17 protein-coding genes, 8 tRNA genes and 1 riboswitch are annotated in these 22,726 nt (G+C 30.9%); of the genes, 3 read left to right on the forward strand and 22 right to left on the reverse strand.

What is annotated here, in order from left to right; translation table 11 throughout:
• Nucleotides 1-102 precede the first annotated feature (102 nt).
• A complete protein-coding gene (locus P8F83_RS14065) occupies nucleotides 103-1,473 on the forward strand; it encodes a M28 family metallopeptidase (RefSeq protein WP_326511649.1) in 1,371 nt (456 codons plus the stop codon).
• 299 nt (nucleotides 1,474-1,772) lie between these two features.
• Here the strand turns inward: P8F83_RS14065 and P8F83_RS14070 are convergent, their stop codons facing one another.
• The 12 genes from P8F83_RS14070 to recD2 all read right to left on the reverse strand — a co-directional run bounded on the left by P8F83_RS14070 (nucleotide 1,773) and on the right by recD2 (nucleotide 17,585).
• Nucleotides 1,773-3,170 carry an FAD-binding oxidoreductase gene (locus P8F83_RS14070; RefSeq protein ID WP_073022612.1) on the reverse strand — a complete coding sequence of 466 codons (1,398 nt, stop codon included), beginning with the start codon at nucleotides 3,168-3,170 and terminating at the stop codon, nucleotides 1,773-1,775.
• Nucleotides 3,171-3,174: 4 nt separating this feature from the next.
• Complete coding sequence (locus P8F83_RS14075; RefSeq protein ID WP_315114767.1) at nucleotides 3,175-4,368, reverse strand: electron transfer flavoprotein subunit alpha/FixB family protein; 1,194 nt, start codon at nucleotides 4,366-4,368, stop codon at nucleotides 3,175-3,177.
• A gap of 13 nt (nucleotides 4,369-4,381) precedes the next feature.
• The gene (locus tag P8F83_RS14080; RefSeq protein ID WP_073022614.1) at nucleotides 4,382-5,170 is read right to left on the reverse strand and encodes an electron transfer flavoprotein subunit beta/FixA family protein; all 789 of its coding nucleotides are present in this window, start codon (nucleotides 5,168-5,170) and stop codon (nucleotides 4,382-4,384) included.
• A 54-nt stretch (nucleotides 5,171-5,224) separates the two neighbouring features.
• Nucleotides 5,225-6,748, reverse strand: coding sequence for an L-lactate permease (locus P8F83_RS14085; RefSeq protein ID WP_326511650.1), 1,524 nt, complete (start codon nucleotides 6,746-6,748; stop codon nucleotides 5,225-5,227).
• 244 nt (nucleotides 6,749-6,992) lie between these two features.
• The gene (locus tag P8F83_RS14090; protein ID WP_315114771.1) at nucleotides 6,993-7,679 is read right to left on the reverse strand and encodes a FadR/GntR family transcriptional regulator; all 687 of its coding nucleotides are present in this window, start codon (nucleotides 7,677-7,679) and stop codon (nucleotides 6,993-6,995) included.
• 98 nt (nucleotides 7,680-7,777) lie between these two features.
• A protein-coding gene (gene prfB / locus P8F83_RS14095; RefSeq protein WP_326511651.1) for a peptide chain release factor 2 occupies nucleotides 7,778-8,885 on the reverse strand; the annotation gives its coding sequence in 2 pieces (ribosomal slippage) (nucleotides 7,778-8,812 and nucleotides 8,814-8,885; 1,107 coding nt in all).
• Between the two features lie 82 nt (nucleotides 8,886-8,967).
• Nucleotides 8,968-11,484 carry a preprotein translocase subunit SecA gene (gene secA, locus P8F83_RS14100; protein WP_326511652.1) on the reverse strand — a complete coding sequence of 839 codons (2,517 nt, stop codon included), beginning with the start codon at nucleotides 11,482-11,484 and terminating at the stop codon, nucleotides 8,968-8,970.
• Nucleotides 11,485-11,641: 157 nt separating this feature from the next.
• Entirely contained in the window at nucleotides 11,642-12,490 is an 849-nt protein-coding gene (locus P8F83_RS14105; RefSeq protein WP_326511653.1) for a DegV family protein, read from the reverse strand.
• A gap of 125 nt (nucleotides 12,491-12,615) precedes the next feature.
• Nucleotides 12,616-13,158 carry a ribosome hibernation-promoting factor, HPF/YfiA family gene (gene hpf / locus P8F83_RS14110; RefSeq protein WP_286906447.1) on the reverse strand — a complete coding sequence of 181 codons (543 nt, stop codon included), beginning with the start codon at nucleotides 13,156-13,158 and terminating at the stop codon, nucleotides 12,616-12,618.
• A gap of 516 nt (nucleotides 13,159-13,674) precedes the next feature.
• Complete coding sequence (locus P8F83_RS14115) at nucleotides 13,675-14,352, reverse strand: ComF family protein (RefSeq protein ID WP_326511654.1); 678 nt, start codon at nucleotides 14,350-14,352, stop codon at nucleotides 13,675-13,677.
• Nucleotides 14,325-15,341 (reverse strand): hypothetical protein, encoded by a 1,017-nt coding sequence (locus P8F83_RS14120; protein ID WP_315114783.1) that lies wholly within the window; start codon nucleotides 15,339-15,341, stop codon nucleotides 14,325-14,327. The genes P8F83_RS14115 and P8F83_RS14120 overlap by 28 nt, the downstream gene beginning before the upstream one ends.
• 15 nt (nucleotides 15,342-15,356) lie before the next feature.
• Nucleotides 15,357-17,585 (reverse strand): SF1B family DNA helicase RecD2, encoded by a 2,229-nt coding sequence (gene recD2 / locus P8F83_RS14125; protein WP_326511655.1) that lies wholly within the window; start codon nucleotides 17,583-17,585, stop codon nucleotides 15,357-15,359.
• A gap of 142 nt (nucleotides 17,586-17,727) precedes the next feature.
• Here recD2 and nagA point away from each other — a divergent pair, with 142 nt between their 5' ends.
• A complete protein-coding gene (nagA, locus tag P8F83_RS14130) occupies nucleotides 17,728-18,870 on the forward strand; it encodes an N-acetylglucosamine-6-phosphate deacetylase (protein WP_326511656.1) in 1,143 nt (380 codons plus the stop codon).
• A 62-nt stretch (nucleotides 18,871-18,932) separates the two neighbouring features.
• Here the strand turns inward: nagA and metK are convergent, their stop codons facing one another.
• The 10 genes from metK to P8F83_RS14180 all read right to left on the reverse strand — a co-directional run bounded on the left by metK (nucleotide 18,933) and on the right by P8F83_RS14180 (nucleotide 21,990).
• Nucleotides 18,933-20,108 carry a methionine adenosyltransferase gene (gene metK, locus P8F83_RS14135; protein WP_326511657.1) on the reverse strand — a complete coding sequence of 392 codons (1,176 nt, stop codon included), beginning with the start codon at nucleotides 20,106-20,108 and terminating at the stop codon, nucleotides 18,933-18,935.
• 77 nt (nucleotides 20,109-20,185) lie between these two features.
• Nucleotides 20,186-20,288: riboswitch (SAM riboswitch) on the reverse strand.
• Nucleotides 20,289-20,394: 106 nt separating this feature from the next.
• Nucleotides 20,395-20,479, reverse strand: a tRNA-Tyr gene (locus tag P8F83_RS14140).
• An 8-nt stretch (nucleotides 20,480-20,487) separates the two neighbouring features.
• Nucleotides 20,488-20,562, reverse strand: a tRNA-Thr gene (locus P8F83_RS14145).
• 63 nt (nucleotides 20,563-20,625) lie between these two features.
• A tRNA-Val gene (locus P8F83_RS14150) sits at nucleotides 20,626-20,701 on the reverse strand.
• Nucleotides 20,702-20,715: 14 nt separating this feature from the next.
• Nucleotides 20,716-20,800 (reverse strand) — tRNA-Tyr (locus P8F83_RS14155).
• 8 nt (nucleotides 20,801-20,808) lie between these two features.
• Nucleotides 20,809-20,883, reverse strand: a tRNA-Thr gene (locus P8F83_RS14160).
• 63 nt (nucleotides 20,884-20,946) lie between these two features.
• Nucleotides 20,947-21,022 (reverse strand) — tRNA-Val (locus P8F83_RS14165).
• Nucleotides 21,023-21,036: 14 nt separating this feature from the next.
• Nucleotides 21,037-21,121: transfer RNA gene (locus tag P8F83_RS14170), tRNA-Tyr, on the reverse strand.
• Nucleotides 21,122-21,130: 9 nt separating this feature from the next.
• A tRNA-Thr gene (locus tag P8F83_RS14175) sits at nucleotides 21,131-21,205 on the reverse strand.
• 173 nt (nucleotides 21,206-21,378) lie between these two features.
• Nucleotides 21,379-21,990, reverse strand: coding sequence for a hypothetical protein (locus P8F83_RS14180; RefSeq protein WP_326511658.1), 612 nt, complete (start codon nucleotides 21,988-21,990; stop codon nucleotides 21,379-21,381).
• A gap of 151 nt (nucleotides 21,991-22,141) precedes the next feature.
• On the opposite strand from P8F83_RS14180, the gene yyaC reads away from it, so the two are divergent.
• Nucleotides 22,142-22,681, forward strand: coding sequence for a spore protease YyaC (yyaC, locus tag P8F83_RS14185; protein WP_073022500.1), 540 nt, complete (start codon nucleotides 22,142-22,144; stop codon nucleotides 22,679-22,681).
• Nucleotides 22,682-22,726: the final 45 nt, after the last annotated feature.

Here is a 22,726-nt window from a genome sequence, read left to right on the forward strand (position 1 = left end):
TATTATTATAATAATAATCCTCATATAATCAAGTTTCCCCTTGTCATAGATTTTGGTTAAATATCATATGTATTTATATAGTTTTTACATAAGGGGTTTAACATGAAAAAATATATTTTGGCTTTTATAAGTCTCCTTTTCTTAACATTATTTTCAATTTCACTCTATTTTAAACTTACATACAAACCTTTTGATACTGATAATGTATTAAATAATATAAAAGAGCTCTCTTCTTCTATATACGAAGGACGGCTTGCTGGAAGTGAGGGAAATATTAAAACCTCAGAATATATAATAAATGAACTTAAGAATAATTCTATTGATAGCTATAATGATGCTTATAGAGAAATGTTTAAAGTTAAAGCACCTAAGCTTATAAATGGTTCGCCAAGTTTAATCCTTAAATCCCCTGGTGGAAATGTATATAAGGAGTTTAAATATGGTGTAGATTTTAAAGAAGATTTATTGAATTTTAAGGAAAATACCTTCTCCTTTGGTGAAAAGTTTAGGGATAGCAAACTATATATTTTTACTCAAAGTATAGTAATTCAAAATTCTCAAGGTTCCTTTATGTTATATGTTTCTGACAATTCTAGTGATTTTAGAAGTTCATTTTTATATAACTCACCTTGTAGCATGTATATTTCTATCACTAAAGAGGTCTACGATGAAATCTTAGATAAACTTGGAGAGGATTATACGCTAGATTGCTTCATACCTATGGAAGTTGTTGATACAAATATACCAAATATAGTTGGGAAAATTAAAGGAAGAGATTCCTCCTTACCTCCTCTTATATTATCTGCTCACTTTGATCACTTAGGAATTGATTTAGGTGGAAACCTATATTCAGGTGCTTTAGATAACGCCTCAGGAATTTCTTTTTTATTAGAATTATCTAAAAATCTTGCTTCTTTACCTAAACCTGATAGAGATATAATTATTTTAGCCTTAAACGGAGAGGAATTTGGTTTACTAGGTTCTCAAGATTTCGCTACAAACAATTTAGATTCTATTAAGGACTCCAAATTAATAAATTTTGATATGGTGGCTTCAACTAAGGATACTTCTTTATCAATTTTTTCAGGTAAGTATGTGCGTAATTCTAAACTTATAGAAGACTTATCAAATATTTTAGAAAATGATAAAATCTACTATGTTAAAAAATTTGAAGATGTTTCAGATCATGCCCCTTTTAACTCTTTAGGTATAGATGGAGTTACTTTAGGCTTTGAGGATTATTCTAACATTCATACTCCTAATGATACTTATGAATATACTAGTTCACATGGGATTAATTTAACCTATGATCTTGTATATAAATATATACTCTCTAACTATTATGGTGGTTTTACTTTCACAATTTATGACTCCAGACTTTTCTACGGATCTTTAGGATTATTTTTAATTTTCTCATGCTTATCTCTATATTTAATTTATAAAGATTTAAAAACTAAGAAGTTAAATAAATAACTACAGGAAGAAATATTTGAGGGAAGGAAATTTTAAAATTGTAAATTATAAAGGAGAACTTTTGAGAGATACAAACTTCTGTGATGAGACTGTTTGTGAGTTTTAACAACTGCACAAATTTTACCAACTTTTATTTCCAACAACGTTACAAGAAGTTGAAGTAAGTATATAAAATCTCATTAGACATAAAACGACAAAGAATCGCTAATTAACATACTATTTACAATAATACAAGAAAAGGACACCATGAGTAACTATTAACATAGCCATCACAGTGTCCCTCTCTTACATTTCTATCACTATATAACCTTACCAGGGTTTAGAATATTGCTTGGGTCAAAGGCTTTCTTTATGCCTTTCATTATAATTAAGTTTTCTTCTGGTACAGCTTTTTTAAGATATGGTCTCTTAGCTAAACCTATACCATGTTCTCCTGAAACTTGTCCTTTTAATTCTCTTCCTTTTGCATACATGTCTTCCATTACTTCAAGAAGTTTTTTATTCCAAGTTTCTTCATCTAAAGCATCTTTTAATATATAAATGTGTAAGTTACCATCTCCAGCATGTCCAAAGCTTCTTATTCTTATTTCATGTTTTTCTTCTAATTGATGTGTATATTTAATAAATTCTGCAACCTTATTTCTTGGAACTACAACGTCAACTTCATCCATTTCAGTTGTTGATGCTTTTATTGCTTCAAGGAAAGCTCCTCTAGCTGACCAAATAGATTCTTGTCTCTCTTCGGTATCTGATATAAGTACATCTAAAGCTCCATTTTCCAAACAAATATTAGCTACTTTTTCATAGCTTGCTTCTATTTCTTCTTTTGAATTACCATCGAAGGTTAATAAAATATATGCATCTGATTGTGAATCAGGGAATTTCTTTCCTAAAAACTCTTCTGCCGCTACTATTGCAGCTCTTTGCATGAACTCTATAGCTGTTGGTATAGTTTTCGATTTTATTATTTTAGGCACAGTTTCAATTGCTCTATCTAAATCTGGGAATGGAATAAGTAGTGATATAGCCTTCTTAGGTAATGGTAATAACTTAAGTATAGCTTTTGTTACTATTCCTAGTGTTCCTTCTGCTCCTATAATTAGATCTTTAAGGGCATAACCAGAACTATTTTTAACTACTTTCCCTCCAAGATTTGTTACTTCTCCATTAGGTAGAACAACTTCTAAACCCCTAACAAAGTCTCTTGTAACACCGTATTTAACAGCTCTCATACCACCTGCATTTGTGCTTATATTACCACCTATTGTAGCTGTTTTTTCACCTGGATCTGGTGGATAAAATAAGTCAAATTCCTCAACATATTTACCTATCTCCATAAGAAGTACACCTGGTTCTAATGTTAATGTTAGGTTTTCTTCATCTATTTCAAGAATTTTGTTCATTCTTGATAAATCAATTACTATTCCACCGTATATTGGAACAGCTGCTCCAACTAGTCCAGTTCCTGAACCTCTAGGAGTAACTACAATATTATTATCATAAGCGTATTTCATAACCTTTGATACATCTTCAGTACATGCAGCTTGAACTACCAAATCAGGCATTTTTTTAACTGCTCCAAGCTCATCATGAGAATAGTCTTCTCCTATTGCTTCTTTATATAAAACTCTTTCATCGTCATTAATCAATGCTTTTATTGCTTCATAATCATTTAATTCAATATTTTTATATTCCATGATATTAAGCCTCCTTTGATAACTTTATATTCTCAATTAATTGTGGTATTATTTCGTACATATCTCCCACTATTCCATAGTGAGCGACTTGGAATATTGGAGCCTTTTCATCCTTATTTATTGAGAATATAACATCTGATTTATTCATTCCTGCTGTAAACTGAACTGCTCCAGAAACTCCTAAGGTTATGATTAGTTTTGGTCTAACGGTCCTTCCACTTAAACCTACTTGTCTCTTAGCATCTGCCCATCCTGACTCTATAAGAGGTCTTGTAACAGCAACTTCTCCTCCTAATAATTTTGCTAGTTCTTCTACCATAGCTAAATCTTTTTCTGTTTTAACTCCTCTACCAGCTACTACTAGAACCTCAGCATCAGATATTCCAGTTTCAGCTTCCTTTTTAAATACTTCTAATACATCTATATTTGAAGCTAATTTTTCATCTTCTATAGTACATCTTATGATTTGTCCATTTACATCTTCACTTCTCTCAGGCGCTAACATAACCTTATATCTAACAGTGGCAAGCTGTGGTCTAGAATTAGGTGTAATAATTTGAGCCATAATGTTTCCACCAAAGGCTGGTCTTATTTGAACTAAATCAGTATTTTCCTTTATATCTAGCACTGTACAATCTGCTGTTAGTCCTGTTCTAAATCTAGCTGCAATTCTAGGAGCTAAACTTCTACCTACAGTAGTTGCACCTACTAATATAGCTGTTGGTTTTACTTTATTTATAAAATCTTCAAAAGCAGCTGTATAAGGTTCAATTCTAAATTCTTTTAACTTTTCACTATCATATACATAAACCTTGTCTACTCCATAATGAAGTAATTCTTCAGCTTTATCCTCTATATCATGTCCTACAAATACACAATAAACTTCTTGATTAACTTTAGCTGCAAGCTCTCTTGCTTTACCTATAAGTTCCAAAGTTACAGGATGTATATCTCCTTCTACATGGTCAACATATACTCCTACTCCCTTCCATAAACTCTTATCTACTGAAGGTTTCTTTTCTCCTTCTACATATTCAAATGCACCTTCTGGACCTTTTCTTACACAAAGTCTACACATTTTGCAACTTGCATTTATTTCTATATTATCATTTACTATATCCATTGCTCCAAAAGGACATAATTTTATTGCTTCACCTTTATTATCAATTTTTTCGTTATGAACTACTAACTTTGCCATAATATTTTCCCTCCTATATAAATCTTAATTCCTTAAGAGTGTGTGACATCTTTTCAACTATTTTTTCACCATCTTCTTTCCACATTTCTCTATGACTATTTACTTCTGGTGGAAAAATTCTTTCAACTTGAGTTGGTGATCCATTAAGTCCATATTTCATTTCATCTTTATCTTCAAAATCATTTAAAGATATCATTCTAATTTCTCTATTTTTTGTTGCCATTTTCTTTTTAAAGGAAGGTAATCTTGGCTGATTTATATCCTTTTCTACTGTTATTAAACAAGGGAATTTTATTTCTGCAACTTCAATTGTGTTTGGCATATCCATTTCTACAACTAAAGCATTGTCTTTAGTTTCTTTTATATTTCTTACGTTAGATATATGAGGTATATTTAGATACTCCGCCATTTCAGGTCCAACTTGAGCTGTATCTCCGTCTGTAGTTTGTTTACCACAAAGTATTAAGTCAAAGTCACCTAATTTTCTTACTCCTTGAGAAATTGTATAAGATGTTGCTAAAACATCAGCTCCTGCAAATTTTCTATCTGATATTATTGTCCCCTCATCTGCTCCCATAGAATAAGCTTCCATTATTACGTCTTTGGCTTGAGGAGGTCCCATAGTAATAACTTTTATTGTACCACCTAACTTTTCCTTAAGTCTTACGGCTGTTTCTAAGGCATATAAGTCATAAGGATTCATCTTTGTGTCTATTCCATCTCTTTTTAAAACTCCAGTAACAGGATCTACTTCTACCTTTGATGTTCCTGGCACTTGTTTAATACAAACAACTATATTCATTATATAACTCCTCCATTTACTAATATATTTATAATAGGTTTTACCCTAGATTCATCAAACTCCTAATAGCCCTCTTCCAAAGAAAACTATTATTCCTAGTATTATTACATATACTAAACAAAACTTTAATGTTGTATTTAATATAGTTCCTTCTTTACCACTTAATCCAGTAGCTGCTGTTGCTACTGCTATGCTTTGTGGCGATATCATCTTTCCTGCTGTTGCTCCTACTGTATTAGCTGCTGCAAGCCAATAAGGGCTTAAACCTAATCCATTTGCTGCTTCTACCTGAAGCCCTCCAAATAAAACGTTTGCAGATGTATCAGAACCTGTTACAAAAGTTCCTAATGCACCTATTATTGGAGATATTATTGGATAGAACGGACCTGTAACTGCAACTAAAACTACAGCTATAGATTTAATCATTCCGCTATACTGCATTACCTTAGCTAGTGCTACGATAGCTAATATAGTTATAAATGATTTGCTCATTTGTTTTATGGTTTGTCCTAAAACTTTTGTAATTCCTCCAAAAGATAATCCTTGAATAAATCCAGCTATATAAGTAGCTATGATAATTAAAGTTCCTGGTGCTGAAAGCCATTGGAAAGTGTATGCTTTTCCGCCTTCACCTGTATACAAATGTACAGATGTTTTTATAGATGCTAATGGTCCATTTATTGCTGGTATTAAAGGTGAAGTTACTAATATAAATGTAAACACTAATATAAATGGTAACCACGCCATAATTCCTTCTTTTAAAGTAACTTTTTCTGCATCTTCTTTTGCTTTATCTTTATGGAACATTTTTGCCCAAAGAATTGTTACTCCCATAGAAACAACTGATCCTAATATAGCTGGCAATTCAGCTCCTAAGTATTTAGCTATGAATATTTGTGGTAATGCAAATGATAATCCTGATATTAATGAAATTCCTAATACTCCTTTTATTGCCTTAACACTTTTTCCTGTTATCATAACAAGTGCTATAGGCACAACCACAATAAGTACAAATAATTGCAATGAAACTGTGTATGATAGAGGTGCTACATCTATTCCTGTAACATTTGCTAATGTTGATACAGGTAGTCCAATAGCTCCAAATGCTGTGGGCGTAGTATTTGCCATAAGGCATATTACTGCAGCAAATATTGGTTCAAATCCTAAGGCAACCATTATACTTGCTGGTATAGCAACTGCTGTTCCAAATCCAGCTATTGCCTCTAGGAATCCTCCAAACCCCCAAGCAAGTATTAAAACTAAAATTCTCTTATCTGTTGTAATACCTGTCATCATTTTTTTTATTGTTTCCATTCCGCCTGTATGAAGGGTTAAATTGTAGGTAAATACAGCTGCAATGATTACTATCATTATGGGCCATAATCCCATGGCAAAACCTTCTAATGTTGCTCCTAATGCATGTGGTACTGAAACTTTCCAAACTAAAACTGCTAAGACTATTGTTATAACTAAAGCTACAGGGATTGCTTTGTATCCTGGTATTTTCAATACACCTAATGATACCATTAGCCAAATTATCGGCAAAAGTGCCAACACAAATAACAAATAACTATTCATTTTTCTCCCCCTTTCGATATTGGTATCACCAATATTAAAATTGGTATTACCAATATCTCTATTTACATTGTAAACATTTTCTTAACAGAATGAAAGCTAAATCTAAAAAAAAACAAGCCTATTTAATATTTTTATTAAATAGGCTTGTTTTTTAAAGATATGCTATCAATAATTGCAAAAAATATAGTTAATTTTTAAATATACTTAAAATTTATTGTTAAAATTATAACTATTTTTCCTATAATTACATCTTAACTGCTTTTTTTATGAGTTCATAATGTTTATTCATAACATCAACTATCTCTTCTTCACTTCTATTTCTAAGTGCTAAATATATACCTTCATGTATTTCCATAAGTTCATTATTGCTTTTGAATAGATTAATTATCTGACTTCTATATTCTTTTATAGATGCTTCTATCAATACAGATATAACATTTAATACATTTATTATTAATTTATTTCCACTTATAGTTGCTACTAAGCTATGTAATTCTTTATCTAATACACTATTCCTTTCTTCATCATCAGTTTCTTTCATCTCACTTATAATTGCACCTAATTTATCTAATTCATAGTCTTTTACATTTTTCACAGCAAGCTTACAACATTCCATTTCTAAAATTTCTCTTAAATTAAATATATCCTTAGGACTACTTTCTTGAAGCATAAACATAACTGATAATGGCTCAAATAAGGACTTTTCAAAATCATTTTTTATATAGTTTCCAGCCCCTTGCCTGCTTTCTATAAGTCCTATAACCTCTAATGCTCTTATAGCTTCTCTTACAGATGTTCTTGATACTTTTAAATTCTCTGCAAGTTCTCTTTCCGTTGGAAGTTTATCTCCTGTTTTTAATTCTTTTCTGAATACTTTATCTTTTATATAATCAATAACTATTTTATATGCTTTTGTATTTTTTACTTCCATCCTTTTTCCCTCATTTCATACTTTATATAATCTATTATATACTAAAAGGTGCTGGAAAAGATTAAAAATCCTTCAACACCTTTTAAGTATTTATTAATTTAATTTTCGCTTAATTGTGCCAAAAATGTGTTTATGAATTCCTGAATATCTCCATCCATTACACCATTTACATTTGAGGTTTCATAGTTTGTTCTATGATCCTTAACCATAGAATAAGGATGAAATACATAGGATCTTATTTGACTTCCCCATCCCATATCCTTAAGCTCACCTGTTAAGTCTTCTATCTTATCTTTATGAGCTCTTTCTTTAAGTTCAACCAACTTAGCTTTAAGCATACTCATTGCAGTTTCTCTATTTTGTATCTGGCTTCGTTCATTTTGACATTGTACCACTACACCTGTAGGAATATGTGTTATTCTTACTGCCGAGTCTGTTGTATTAACATGCTGTCCACCTGCACCACTAGCTCTATAAGTATCAATCTTTAAATCTACTGGATTTATTTCTATGTCTTGCTCTTTTGTAAGTTCTGGTAATATTTCTACTGAAGAAAATGAAGTTTGCCTTTTACCATTAGCATTAAATGGTGATATTCTAACTAGTCTATGAATTCCTTTTTCCGCTTTTAAGTATCCGTAAGCATATTCTCCTTCAACTCTTAGAGTTACACTTTTTATTCCTGCTTCATCACCTTCTAAGTACTCTAGTGTTTGAAGTTTATATCCCATCTTGTCACAATAACGTGTATACATTCTAAGGAGCATTTCTGTCCAATCATTTGCATCCGTTCCACCAACACCTGTATGAAGAGTTAATATAGCATTATTTTTATCATACTCTCCTGAAAGAAGTATTTGAATCTTGAGATTTTCTATTTCCTTAGATATCCCTTTAACTTCCCCTATTATCTCTTTAGGAGTTTCTTCATCATCCTCTTCTAACAGTTCAAATAATATCTCAACATCTTCAACTCTCGTATTTAAAGAACTAAAATAATCTAGTTTATCTTTTATTCTCTTAGCTTCTTGAGTTATTTCTCCTGCCTTATTAATATCCTCCCAAAAAGATGTTTCTTGCATTTTAAATTCTAGTTCTTCAAGCTTTTTCTTTAACCCACCTAGGTCAAAGTGAAGCCCCCATTTCTTTTAAATTTTCTTTTATTAGCTTTAGTCTGCTTATAGAATTTTCCAACTCTAATATCATAAAAAAATCACCACTTTCTTCATTTTTTTTGATAAAGGAAAAAATTCAGACATGCTGAATTTTTCCTAGATGTTGCTTTATATTATATAGAAGTTCTTCCATGACAGTTTTTATATTTTTTACCTGATCCACATGGGCAAGGATCGTTTCTTCCTACTTTTTTATCTTTTTTTACTGGTTCTTGTTTAAGATCTTCTGGCTGTTCTCCATGAGATGCTCCAGTTTCTTTGATTACTCTTTCTCTTTCTGGTTTCTTTTCAACTCTAACATGGAATAATAACTTTATAGTTTCTACCTTTATGTTTTCTATCATTTCTTCAAACATTGCAGAACCCTCAAATTGATATGCTTGAGTTGGGTTTTGTTGTTTATATGCTCTAAGTCCTATACCTTGTTTTAGGTGATCCATACTATCTATATGATCCATCCACTTAGTATCAACTACTCTTAGAAGAACTACTCTTTCAATTTCTCTGATTTGCTCTTCACCAAATTCTAGTTCTTTGCCCTCATATATTTCTTTAGCTTTTTTAAGTATAGCTTCTTTTATTTCATCATTTGAAAGTTTAGCTAACTCATTTACCTCAAAGCTTCCATGTGGTAAGAATATTTCTTCTAAATAAGCAAGCAATTTCTTGATTTCTTCATCAATATTATCAGTTGCATTTTCTAAGTGAGCATCTACAGATCCATCTACAAGTTCTTTTAACATATCTTGAACTTGATCCTTAAGATTTTCACCTTCTAAAACTTCTGATCTTTGTTTGTAGATAACTTCTCTTTGCATATTCATAACATCATCATAGCCAAGTAAAGTTTTTCTTATATCAAAGTTATTTCCTTCAACTTTCTTTTGTGCATTTTCAATAGATTTTGAAACCATTTTACTCTCAATAGCTTCATCATCAGTAAATCCAAACTTCTCTATCATTGGCGTTATTTTTTCTGCACCAAATATTCTCATTAAGTCATCTTCTAATGAAATATAGAATCTTGATGACCCTGGATCTCCTTGTCTTCCTGCACGTCCTCTAAGCTGATTATCTATTCTTCTAGACTCATGTCTTTCAGTACCTATTATCTTTAATCCACCTACGTCTGTAACACCTTCTCCAAGTTTAATATCAGTACCTCTACCAGCCATATTAGTAGCTATTGTTACTGTACCTCTTTCACCTGCATGAGAAACTATTTCAGCTTCTTGCTCATGGTATTTCGCATTTAATACTCTATGAGGAATTCCTTTTCTCTTTAAAAGTTCAGATAAAACTTCTGACTTTTCTATACTTACTGTACCTACTAGAACAGGTTGACCTGTTTGGTAAGTTTCTGTTATTTCTTCTACTACAGCTAAGAACTTACCTTTTTCTGTTTTATATACTACATCTGGTAAATCTTGTCTTGCTATAGGCATATGTGTAGGTATTACAATAACGTCTAAGTTATATATTTCTCTGAATTCCAATTCTTCTGTTAAAGCTGTACCTGTCATACCTGATAATTTGTCATACATTCTAAAGTAATTTTGGAAGGTAATAGTTGCTAGAGTTTTTGATTCCCTCTCAACTTTAACACCTTCTTTTGCTTCTATAGCTTGGTGAAGACCATCTGAATATCTTCTTCCTTCCATAAGTCTTCCTGTAAATTCATCAACTATTATAACTTCGCCATCTTTAACCATGTAATCTTTATCTCTTTTCATTACATAATTAGCTTTAAGAGCTTGAGTTATGTAATGTTGAAGTTCAATATTACCTGCATCTGCATAGTTATCAACTTTGAAAGCACCTTCAGCCATTTCAACACCTGCTTCTGTAAGCATTGCTGCATTAGCTTTTTCATCTATTGTAAAATGCTCTTCTTTATTTAATCTTTTTACAAAATAATCTGCTATTTTATAAAACTCTGTAGACTTTTCCCCTGCTCCAGAAATTATAAGCGGAGTTCTAGCCTCATCTATTAAAATTGAGTCAACTTCATCCACTATGGCAAAGTTTAACTTTCTTTGAACTCTTTCTTCTTTATAAATTACCATGTTATCTCTTAGGTAATCAAATCCATATTCATTATTTGTTCCATAAGTTATATCAGCTGCATAAGCAGTTCTTCTTTGATCATTGTTTAATCCATGAACTATTACACCAGTAGTTAATCCTAAAAATTCGTAAACTTTTCCCATCCAATCTCTATCTCTTTTTGCTAGGTAGTCATTTACTGTTACAATATGAACTCCATTTCCTGATAAAGCATTTAGATAAGCAGGAAGTGTAGCAACAAGAGTTTTACCTTCTCCAGTTTTCATTTCTGAAATTCTACCTTGATGTAAAACTATACCACCAATTAATTGCTCTCTATAATGTTTCATTCCAAGTGTTCTAGAAGCAGCTTCTCTAACAACAGCAAAGGCTTCTGGAAGTATATGATCTAAAGATTCCCCATTTTGTACTCTTTCCTTAAATTCATCAGTTTTTCCTCTAAGTTCATCATCACTTAAAGCTTCCATAGTAGCTTCCAATGAATCTATCTTATCTACAATAGGTCTTATCCTTTTTACTTCTCTCTCACTATAATTTCCAAATAACTTATTTAGTAATCCCATTAATCGATCCTCGCAATCTATATTTTATTTACCGATACACTTTATAAATTATATCACTTATTTATTATAATAATCAACCAAAAACCTTCAAGTATAGTATTTTTAGAGGTTTTTGGTAAAAAAATAAAACCTCCTAATATTAAGAAGGTCTTATTTTCTATTCTTTTTCTACTAAAACAACCCCTACAAGTCCTGGTCCACTATGAACTCCTGATACCGGGCTGATATCTCCACCATAATTAACAGAGCTTACATTATCTATTTTTTCGAATTGATCTATCATATATTTACAATCCTCATCTGAGCATCCATTTAATACAATTATATCATGATGTTTATCGTTAACAATCTCTTTAACTATATTAATCATTTTGTTTAAGGATTGTTTTCTACCTCTAACCTTACTATGAGTGAAGTATCTTCCTTCATCATCTACAGCTACAATTGGCTTTAAATTCAATAAATCTCCTATGGTTCCGGATATTCTACCGATTCTTCCACCCTTTCTTAAATATTCCAAAGTTCCAACTACAAAAAATAATTTAACTTTCTTCCTTAATTCAGACAATATATTTTTTATATAATTGAAGTCTTTTCCTTGTTCTATAAGTTCTGCACATTTTTTTACAAGTATTCCTTCGCCCCAAGATATAGTCTTAGAATCATACACAAAAGATTCAATATTATCATGGTTTTCACTTACCAGTCTCAAGGCATTACTAATTCCAGATAATCCACTTGATAGTGTTATAGCTATAGCATGGGTATATCCTTCCTTCTCTAACGCATCATATAGTTCTTCCATATCTTGAGCTAACGGCAATGAGGATGTTGGAATTTCTTTTTCAAAGTTATCATAAACTTCTTTCGGAGTAATTTCATATTTATCTTTATACTCACGATCTTTATATATAATTCTAAAAGGTAGAATTTTTATATTGTACTTTTCTATAATATCTTGAGGCAAATCACTAGTTGTATCTGTTATTAATGCAATTTTCTCCATTGGTTTCCTCCTAAAATGTTTATGCTACAATTATATCATTATTGATAACCTTATCAATAGCTATATAGTTTTTTTAAGAAAAATAAAATATTTTTAGACATAAAAAAAGAGCTTTTCAGCTCTTTTTAATACATTTCTGGTTCAATCAGACCATATTGTCCGTCTTTTCTCTTATATACAACATTCATATCGTTTGATTCAGAATCTTGGAATACAAAGAAGTTATGTCCTAAAAGTTCCATTTGTAGAATTGCTTCTTCAGTTGACATTGGTTTAACACTAAATCTTTTAGTTTTAACTACATTAAACTCTTCGTCATTATCATCATTTTCTGCTGCTACTTCATTAAATGATGCATATCTTAATGAATCAGCTCCATGATTTCTTCTAGAAAGCTTTGTTCTTTGTTTTCTTATTTGTCTTTCTAACTTTTCTTCTACTAAATCTATAGATTTATATAAATCATCTGTTGCTTCTTCTCCTCTTAATATAACTCCATTAAAAGGAATAGTAACTTCTATTATTTGTCTATTTTTTTGTACACTTAAGGTTGCCCTTGCCTCTACTTCTGGGTTAAAGTATTTTCCAAGCTTTGATATCTTTTTTTCTACTGTTTCCTTCAAGGCCTTTGTTAATTCAATATTTTTTGCTATTACAGTTACTTTCATAAAGTCAACCCCTTCCACCCTTAACTATTAATTAGTTAAGAACCTGTTTGTTATAAACATTTTACAGCTTATTCTACATAATTTCAACTCGTTTTTTCTGAATTTACAGAATATTAAGAGAGTTTTTCTTCTTCAATCTTCTCCATACTTAGTTATTCCCTATATTACATCTTTATGTATATGTTTTCATTAGCTTTTTAATTATAATTTATTATCAAAATGTATATTTAATATTTTTATATTTAAAAAACAAAAAAAAACAGTCCTAAAAGACTGTTATACCGCATGATACATTGTATTGAGACTAGCTGACCTGGTCTTTGACCCCACACTCGCCTGCTGGATTTTTCGCTACCCGGACTTAACCTCTCACTACTGGAACTCTCAGATTTTCTCTGGCAGGACTTACTTCTATACCGCACCATGCTCATTAAAACTTTGCCTAACTTACGTGGATCGTTTTGCCTGCGACTAGCATCGACTTTCAACCACAAACCTAGCCTCATACTCTTTTTATTATATACGACTTTGTCCAACTGTCAATATATTAACTTCTTTTGCGCCCATTTTTTTCAATTCATATGCGCATGCTAAAACTGTAGCTCCTGTTGTTACTACATCATCTATTAATATTATTACTTTATTATTAACAGTATCTCTTTCTATAATTTTAAATGCATTTTCTACATTACTTTTACGTTCTGATTTTGAGAGCTTTTTTTGTTCTTTAATATTATTTTCTTTATACAAGAGAGGTTTCATAGGTATAGAATAAAATTCTGAAACCTTTTTAGCTAAATAGTAACATTGATTAAATCCTCTCTTCTTTTCTTTACTTCTACTTAAAGGAACATAGGTTATTAAGTCTCCTGTTATGTTCCAAAACTTAACTCCATCTATAATTATATCTTTAAGTACTTCACCCGCTAAAAAATTTTTATGAACTTTAAAATCCACTATAAGCTTTTTTAACTCTTTTGTGTAGTGCATACAAGAATGTATTGTAAATTTTTCTCCCTTATATTCATCTAGCATAGTTTTTTCAACTCTTATTAATAAATCTTTGCATTTCTCACAAATATAATCTTCTTCATATTCTTCATCGCATATTAAGCATACCTCTTTATTTGGGTATACTATTGATAAAAAACATTCAAAAAGATACTTTACACTTTTAACAAGCCTCTTTCCCATACTAATTTATTAAAATATCTAGTTATATCCTTAGCTTTTTCCATATCGTCGCTAACTTCTCTAGAAATAAGGATTACTTCACCTAAATACTTCTCTCTAGCACCTACCTTTCCACATAGATATACTATCTTCTTATAATCAAATCTACTATTCTCAGCATTTATAACTATAATATCAATATCATTAATATTATTTAAATTCTCTCCCATATACTCCGTTATTATCATAATTGGTTGATTTTTCATAGTAAGCATTTTTTCTATTTTCTTAATCTCATCGCGCTCTTTAAACCTAATAATTTTAACATCCGATAGTACTTTAATTTTTTTAGTATATAAATCATATATTTTATCTCCACATTCCTCTGTAGGAACATGTAATACTATCTTCCTTTTGCTTTCTTTAAACCACTTCAAGTATTCATATAATATATAAGGCATATCTTCTTCAAGATTTATTCTTGTTGTAATTGCTCGTGGTTCTATTATTGGCCCAACCTTATTAATACTGCTGATCTCCATACTCTCCATATTTCTATATATATCTTCAATAGAGTATACTATTATCTTATGAGCAAACTTATATAAATTATCAACCTTCTCTTTTATCTGGAGTTTAGAATAATTTGAAAAAGAAGTTATATCATCATAAATTATTAACTCTACATCATCTTTTAATACACTTAAGTTAGCTGAATTAATAAAATATAATACTCCTGGCTCTAAAGTGGTATTATAATTTTTTAAATAGGAATATTTTATATTTCGTTGATACCCTTTAATATATTTAATCAGTTCCTTATTCTCTTCATAATCATTAGTAACATATACTACCTTCTTATTAGACTGTAGTAAATCACTTATTAATTTTCCAAATACTATAGAGCTATTATATGGAACAGATAAAACATTTATAATTTTCCCCATTTCTCTGTTATACCATAACTTTAATTTATTTTCTGCATACCTTAATTCATTTATATTCTCCATAATCATCAACCCTCACTAATTAAACGCATCACTTGAAATTATATCCTTTATTCTGAATTTTAATGACGAATATCTTTCTGTAGATCGTGTATTTTCTATCATAAATTTTAATGCTTTAATAGAACCTACTACTACTACTAACTGTTTTGCTCTAGTAATACCCGTATACAATAAATTTCTGTTCATAAGCATAGGTGATCCCATATATGCAGGAGTAATTATAACTGGAAATTCACTTCCCTGACTTTTATGTATTGTAATAGCATAAGCTAAATCCAACTCATCTAAATAAATAAAATCATAAATTACTTTTCTTTCCTCATCGAAAATAATAGTAAAGATCTTCTCTTCTTCATTTATAGACTCTATAAATCCCATGTCTCCATTAAATACTCCCACACCTTCTGGTTCTCCGTGTCCAGCTACCCTTTTCCATTTTAGAGTATAGTTATTTTTAGTTTGCATAACTTTATCCCCAACTCTAAATATATTGTCTCTTATTTTCTTTTCTCTTTTATTGTCACTGGGTGGATTCAAAATTTCTTGAAGTCTATAATTTAAGTTAGTTACTCCTAAATTCCCTTTTTTCATAGGTGTTAGTATTTGAAGATGTTTCATCTTATCCCAACTAGCATTAAACTTTGGAAGCCTGTTATTAATTAAGTCTATAAGTGTTGTCATTATATAATCTAGGTTATCCTCTTTTATGAAAAAAAAGTCCTTATCTCGCTCATTTAAAATAGGCATAGTTCCTTCATTTATCTTATGAGCATTTACGACTATAAGGCTTTCTTTTCCTTGTCTAAATATTTCTTTTAATCTTATTACTTCCGTAAAACCACTTTCTATTAAATCTTTTAATACATTTCCAGGTCCTACTGATGGGAGCTGGTCTACATCTCCAACTAATATTACTCTAGTTCCTACTCTAATAGCTTTTAGTAAGGAGTTCATAAGCATAACATCTATCATAGAAGCCTCATCTATGATTACTACATCAGCTTCTAATGGGCTTCCTTCATCTTTTCCGAATATACTTTTTTCCTCACTATCAGTAACTCCCATTTCTAATAATCTATGAATAGTTTTTGCTTCTTTTCCTGTAGATTCACTCATCCTCTTAGCTGCTCTTCCTGTAGGTGCCGCTAAAATAACTCTATTTCCTGATTTCTCAAATATATTTATTATACATTTAATGATTGTTGTTTTTCCTGTTCCTGGTCCTCCAGTAATTATTTCTATACCATTATTAAAAGCTCCTAAGATAGCTTTTTTTTGTGATGCTGCAAACTTTATATCATTTTTATTTTCAAACATAGATATTTCATACTCTATATCAGTATTAAATTTTTGAAAATTTGCTACTGATAAAGTTAATATTCTCTTTGTTATTCCTATTTCACAATAATAATAAGGTAGTGTAAAAACACCATTATCCTCATTAACCTTCTCCAAAATTAATTTTTGTTCTCTACATGCATTATATAAATTTTCTTCTATAACTTGTTTCGATACAGTTAAAACCTCTATTCCCTCTTTTATAAGAATCTCAACTGGCATATATGTATTTCCATTTGCACAAAATTGATTTATTACATATTTTATTCCACTTTCAATCCTATAAGGGGAATCCTTTTCTATACCTATACTTCTAGCAATTTTATCTGCAGTTTTAAATCCTATTCCTGTAATTTCCTCACATAAAATATATGGATTTTCTTTTACAATATTTATTGAATCTGTTCCAAATCTTTTATATATTTTTATACATTGGTTAGTTGTTACTCCATGAGTTTGAAAAAATATTATTATGTTTTTTAACTCTTTTTGTTCCTCATAGGATTCCTTTATAAGTAAAAATTTTTTTTCTCCAATGCCTTCAATTTCTCTTAACTTATTAATATCTTTGTCTAATATATCTAAAGTGTTCTCTTTAAACTTATCTATAATTTTTTTAGCAGTAATAGGTCCAATCCCATATATAACTCCAGAAGCTAGATACTTCTCTATTCCTTCTAGTGTATTTGGTATAATCTCTTCACACTCTTCTATTTTAATTTGTCTCCCGAAGCTAGGATGCAATACCCATTCACCTTTTATCTTTAAGTGTATGCCTTCTTTTATAAAAGGAACTACTCCAACAGCTGTAAATGACTTTTCTCCATTAGAAAGCTTTGCAACCATATATCCATTTTCTTCATTATGAAATACTATACTTTCTATTATTCCACTTATTTCTTCCATCTAATCTTGCTCCTTAAGTATTCTTAACCTTAAAAGGCATATATTATGATTATACCATAAATTTATATTTATATTTCATTGTTTAGTTTATTGACTGAAATACTCTTTGAAGTTATTCTTAATTTAGGAGGCGATAACAAAAATGTTAATTAAAAATGTTAATATTATATTTTTAGATAAAGTTGAAAAAGGAGATATATTAATAAATGACGGTAAAATCAAGAGCATTAACCCTGATTCTTACGAATTAGATGATAAGATAATTGATGGTACAGGTTTATACTTATCTCCTGGTTTTATAGATGTTCATATACATGGTGCTGGCGGTTACGATACTATGAATGGAACTTATGAATCCTTAAATGAAATCTCAAAAAACATAGTTAAACACGGTACAACTTCATTTACGCCAACAACAATGACTGTTGCTATTAAAGATATATATAAGTCTATGGAAGCTATATCAAAGGCTAAGGAAATAGGTACTGAAGGAGCCAATGTATTAGGTGCTCATTTAGAAGGCCCTTTTATTAGTCTACAAGCAATTGGTGCACAAAACCCTAATTTCCTTCAAAAACCATCTAAGGAAACTTATCATGATATGGTAGGTGAATATGAGAATGCAGTAACTTCTATAACTATAGCTCCAGAAGTAGAAGGGGCATTAGAATTAATTTCTTACTTAGACAATAAAGGTGTTAGAGTTTCATTAGGACATACTAAAGCGACTTATGAGGAGGCAATGGAAGGCATAAAACATGGTGTATCACACTCCACGCATCTTTTTAATGCTATGACTCCATTTCAACATAGAGAAGCTGGAACTGTTGGAGCTATTTTTGATTCTAATATAACTACAGAAACTATTTCTGATGGAATTCATATATCTTATCCTTCTTTAAGAACCGCATATAAAATAAAGACAACTGATAAGGTTTTATTAGTATCTGACGCAATGGAAGCCTGTTGTATGCCTGAAGGCTCTTATTCTTTGGGTGGGCAGCCTGTAATAGTTAAAAATGGTGCTGCAAGGTTAGAAAATGGAGCTCTTGCTGGTTCTATCTTAACACTTGATAATGCTATTAAAAATGTATATAAAAATACTAACTATCCATTACACGAAGTTATTAAGATGGCTACTTACAATCCTGCAAAACATTGTAAGGTTGATGACAAAAAAGGTATAATAAAAGAAGGGTATGATGCTGATTTAGTTTTATTTGATGATAATATTGAAATTAAATATTCAATAATTGGCGGAAAAATAGTTTATTCCAATAATTAGAAGAAAAAGTGGTTTATAAAATGATAACTTACAATCATTTTATAACCACTTTTTTTAATATACTATATTAATTTTTTTATTTCTTCAACCCTTGTTAGTTGTTCCCAAGGAAGTTCTACATCTGTTCTTCCAAAATGTCCATAAGCTGCTGTCCTCTTATATATAGGTCTTCTTAAATCTAAATCTCTTATAATAGCTCCCGGTCTTAAATCAAATACCTTATTTATTATATCGATTATTTTATCATCACCTATTTTAGCAGTCCCAAATGTATCTACTTCTATTGACACTGGTTTAGCAACTCCTATAGCATAAGCTACTTCTATCTCTAATTTATCAGCAACACCAGCTGCTACAAGGTTTTTTGCAACCCATCTAGCTGCATAAGCTGCACTTCTATCTACCTTAGTTGGATCTTTTCCTGAGAAAGCTCCGCCACCATGTCTACCGTATCCGCCATAGGTATCAACAATTATTTTTCTACCAGTTAACCCAGCGTCTCCTTGTGGTCCACCTATAACAAATCTTCCAGTTGGATTTATATAATATTTAGTATTTTCATCTAATAATTCAGCTGGTATAACAGCCTTTATTACATGTTCTAAAATATCACTTTTTATTTGTTCTTGTGATACCTCTGGTCCATGTTGAGTTGACACTACTATAGCATCAATTCTTTTTACTTTATTATCATCATATTCTACTGTAACTTGAGTTTTTCCATCTGGTCTTAAATACTCTAAAGTTCCATTTTTTCTTACTTCAGATAATCTTCTTGAAAGTCTATGCGCCATAGCTATAGGTGCTGGCATTAATTCTGGAGTTTCATTAGTTGCAAAACCAAACATCATTCCTTGATCTCCAGCTCCAACTGCATCTATTTTATCCATTTCGCCTTCTCTAGATTCTAAAGCCTCATCTACTCCTTGAGCTATATCTGATGATTGCTCGTCTATAGTAGTTAATACTGCACAAGTATCACAGTCAAATCCATATTTTGCTCTATCGTAACCTATTTCTCTAATAGTTTGTCTAACCACCTTAGGAATATCCACATAACATTTAGTTGATATTTCCCCCATTACCATTACCATCCCAGTTGTAACTGCTGTCTCACATGCTACTCTAGCATTTGGATCTTGTTCAAATATAGCATCTAAAACTGAATCTGATATTTGATCACAGATTTTATCTGGATGTCCTTCTGTAACTGATTCAGATGTAAATAATCTTTTCATTTTATTTCTCCCTCCGATATATTATTGCAAAAAAATAAAGCCCTCCGATAAGAAGAGACTTGATAAATTAATTCTCTCTCTTATCTCGCAGATTTTTCACTGCAGGAATTGGCACCTTTGTGCATAACACAGGTTGCCGGGTTTCGTAGGGCCCTATCCCTCCACCTCTCTTGATAAGAGTTATCATTATTCATTTCGTGAATAATTATATCATTATTAGATTAATATTTCAATAAAAATTTGTAATAAATAAAAAAAATAAAAAAGTAGAATAATCTACTTTTATTGGTGGAGGAGGACGGATTCGAACCATCGAAACGAAACGTAACAGATTTACAGTCTGCCCCCTTTGGCCACTCGGGAACTCCTCCATGTTTTATGGAGCTGGCAATAGGAATCGAACCTACAACCTGCTGATTACAAGTCAGCTGCTCTACCGTTGAGCCATGCCAGCACATATTCACTTTTAATGCCTATTAATTAAACTTGCTTGGTTATAATTTAATATTATAACTATTGGTGGGCACAACAGGGATCGAACCTGTGACCCCCTGCTTGTAAGGCAGGTGCTCTCCCAGCTGAGCTATGCGCCCTTATTTTTAAAAAATGGTGGAGGAGGACGGATTCGAACCATCGAAACGAAACGTAACAGATTTACAGTCTGCCCCCTTTGGCCACTCGGGAACTCCTCCATGTTTTATGGAGCTGGCAATAGGAATCGAACCTACAACCTGCTGATTACAAGTCAGCTGCTCTACCGTTGAGCCATGCCAGCACATATTCACTTTTAATGCCTATTAATTAAACTTGCTTGGTTATAATTTAATATTATAACTATTGGTGGGCACAACAGGGATCGAACCTGTGACCCCCTGCTTGTAAGGCAGGTGCTCTCCCAGCTGAGCTATGCGCCCTTATTTTTAAAAAATGGTGGAGGAGGACGGATTCGAACCATCGAAACGAAACGTAACAGATTTACAGTCTGCCCCCTTTGGCCACTCGGGAACTCCTCCATGTTTTTGTGGAGCTGGCAATAGGAATCGAACCTACAACCTGCTGATTACAAGTCAGCTGCTCTACCGTTGAGCCATGCCAGCGGATTTATATTGATTCTTTCACAGAACCGACAATGATTAGTATAAGGGGATAAGTAATAAGTTTCAACTCTTAAAATACCTCATTTACAGATATTATTACACTTAAACTCCTATTTTCTATATTTTTCTCCTTATTAGTCTATTATTTGATTTTTTCAAACTTTCTTTTAAACCTATACACTAATATGATTTTCTATTTTTTCTATATCTATATAAGGGCTGAGAATTTTTTTAACTTCTTCATAATCACTTGCTTTTAATCTATTTTTTAATATTTTAACTATATCTTTAGCTCCATCCACTTCATCTCCATTATCTAATATATCTTTGATTTGTGCATAATCAAAATTAGATAATTTACTTGCATAATAAAGCAATTTTGCTTTGTTAGATACAGAAATTTTCTTCTCTATTGTATTTTTATCAACCTTAAAAATCATACTTGCAGTCAAAGCCTCTTCTTCTTTTTTATCAGGTTTATTATAATTATTTTTAGAATTATCTATATATGAATCTTCATACTCATTACCCTCAACTTTAATTAATGGGTCACTATTTTCAGCCTTACCTTTGTCGTCTGCTTTCTTTTCCGTTTCTAATTTATCATTTTTTACACTAGTATTATTTTCATTATTTGCTTTATCTGCAACTTGTTTCTTAGATGTATTATTTTTAACTTGTACGCTTTGTTCCGTTGTTTTTTTAGGATTACTTGGGTATAAGATAAAGACTACACTTATAATTGTTGCTAATATAACTAATATCGTTAAAATTTTTTTATTCATTTTATCACCTCTCTACTATTAACCTTTATTGCCATTATTTATCATTTTTATACTTTTGATATTATAATTTTTTATTATATATAATAAGGTTCTTTTTGCTTGCATATATAATAAAGTACCGTTTATACATCAAGTAGAAAGGATGGTTTTTTTGAATAAAGTTAAAGTAAATTATAAAGAAAATATGGCCTATTACGAAATAGCTTACTTCTTGAGAGACTATATAAAAGACAATACTGTAATAGTCTGTATAGGAACTGATAAATGTATAGGAGATTCTCTTGGACCACTAGTAGGTACATTACTAAAAGAAACTCTAATACCCTTACCAATTTACGGAACTTTATCTTCACCTATCCACGCATTAAATATAGATAAAAAATTAGTTGAGATTAATAAAAATCATCCTAATTCTTTAATAATAGGCATAGATGCTTGTCTAGGAGATATTAATTCAATAGGTGAAATTCATGTAAGAGATTATGCTATACATCCTGGAAAGGGTGTTGGAAAAACTCTTCCTGATGTAGGTAATGCTTCTATTATAGGCATTGTTGATTCAAGTAGCGCTACCGAAATTTTTTCTAATAGAACTATACGCCTTTCTTTAATAATGGATATGAGTAAATCTATTGTTAAAGGAATAGTTCACTCTTACTATTTGAGTGATATAAAAAAACTTTCTATATAAAAATAAAATGCTACTAAAAATATAGAATTTTTAGTAGCATTTTAT

It is taken from the genome of Clostridium intestinale (assembly GCF_035905475.1).
In the GTDB taxonomy this organism is placed as follows: domain Bacteria; phylum Bacillota; class Clostridia; order Clostridiales; family Clostridiaceae; genus Clostridium_T; species Clostridium_T intestinale.